Source organism: Glaciimonas sp. GG7 (assembly GCF_052976905.1).
This window is the reverse complement of record NZ_JBRIIQ010000217.1, coordinates 1-1,119: the sequence shown is the minus strand read 5'-3', so window position 1 is coordinate 1,119 and position 1,119 is coordinate 1. Positions and strand designations below refer to the sequence as shown.

Annotated in this window: 1 protein-coding gene; it reads right to left on the bottom strand. The window is 57.5% G+C overall.

Annotated features, from left to right (window positions below; genetic code table 11):
- On the bottom strand, positions 1–1,003 hold a 1,003-nt coding region (locus ACVBEF_RS21220), incomplete at its 3' end, for a type VI secretion protein IcmF/TssM N-terminal domain-containing protein (protein WP_447125875.1).
- Positions 1,004–1,119: the final 116 nt, after the last annotated feature.

The following is a 1,119-nucleotide window of genomic DNA, read 5'->3' as shown; positions in this document are numbered from 1 at the left end:
TCTCCGACTCAGTAGTTCTATGCCGAGTACCACGGACAAGCACGAATCGATGATGCTGCGGCTTACCCAGCATCAAATACACGCGCAACGCTTCATACACGTATTCCTGATTGTTAGCGTCGCCGCGCCGAAGCACTTCTTCCAGACGGCTGACAAGGCGTGGAATGAGCACGCTGCGCAATAGGCGTAGGTAAAGGACTTGTTCTTCGGCGCCGAGTTTGCCAGCCTGGCTCAACCCAAAACGATTGAGTAGCGGTACGCTGTTGTCCCGCTCGGCGTAACCGCCCGGCAGCTGGCGCGCCGCGTTCAGTAGCGGCAGCATTGCAATCAGGCTATCTTGCGACGACGTGGTCTTAGCAAGGCGGCTGAGCTGAAAGCTGCGCGCCGATACATCGGCCACATACTGCTGGTTGCGAAAATAACTGGTCGCCAGGCCGGTGCCTGCCAGCGCCAGCATCAGGCCAGCGAAACCGACAGCCATCCAACGCATGCGCTGGCGGCTGCGCTCAAAGTTGCGGTCAGTCCCGGCCAGTTCGGATTCCTTGAATATCAATTCACGTAGCAACGTGGTGATGAAATAACTCCGACCACCGGCGGGGAGTGGCGCCTTGCCCCGATTGTTTGGACTGCCCTCCTGCCCGCCGCTGGTGAAATACACACCACGCAGGAATGCCGTATCTTCATAGCGAGTGACTTGAAACACCTTATTAAGGAAATCGCCCAAGACATCGCCGATCGCCGCGAATTGCTGCGGAAAGCCATACAACAAGGCGCGCCGCTGGAGGTCACGTTCCTGCTGCATGCGTTCAAGCACACCCACCTGCAATCGCTGCTCCAGTTCCAGGAAACGGTCCGGAAAAGTGGAGAGCGCCTCGCCAACCTCATCTCCAGCCCTGACTGGGAAGGTCATCCCCCAGATCTGAGCCCGTTCCTCGCGTCCCATAGCGTGAAAAAACTCGACGAAACCTGCCAGCAAATCACATTGGGTGACCGTCACATAAATAGGGAAGCGACTACCGAAGCATTGATACAGCTCCTTGATGCGAGCGCGGATCGCCAGCGCTTGCTATCGATTCGTGCTCGATGAACCGGGCGCTTAGAGAAGCTATCACCGACTGC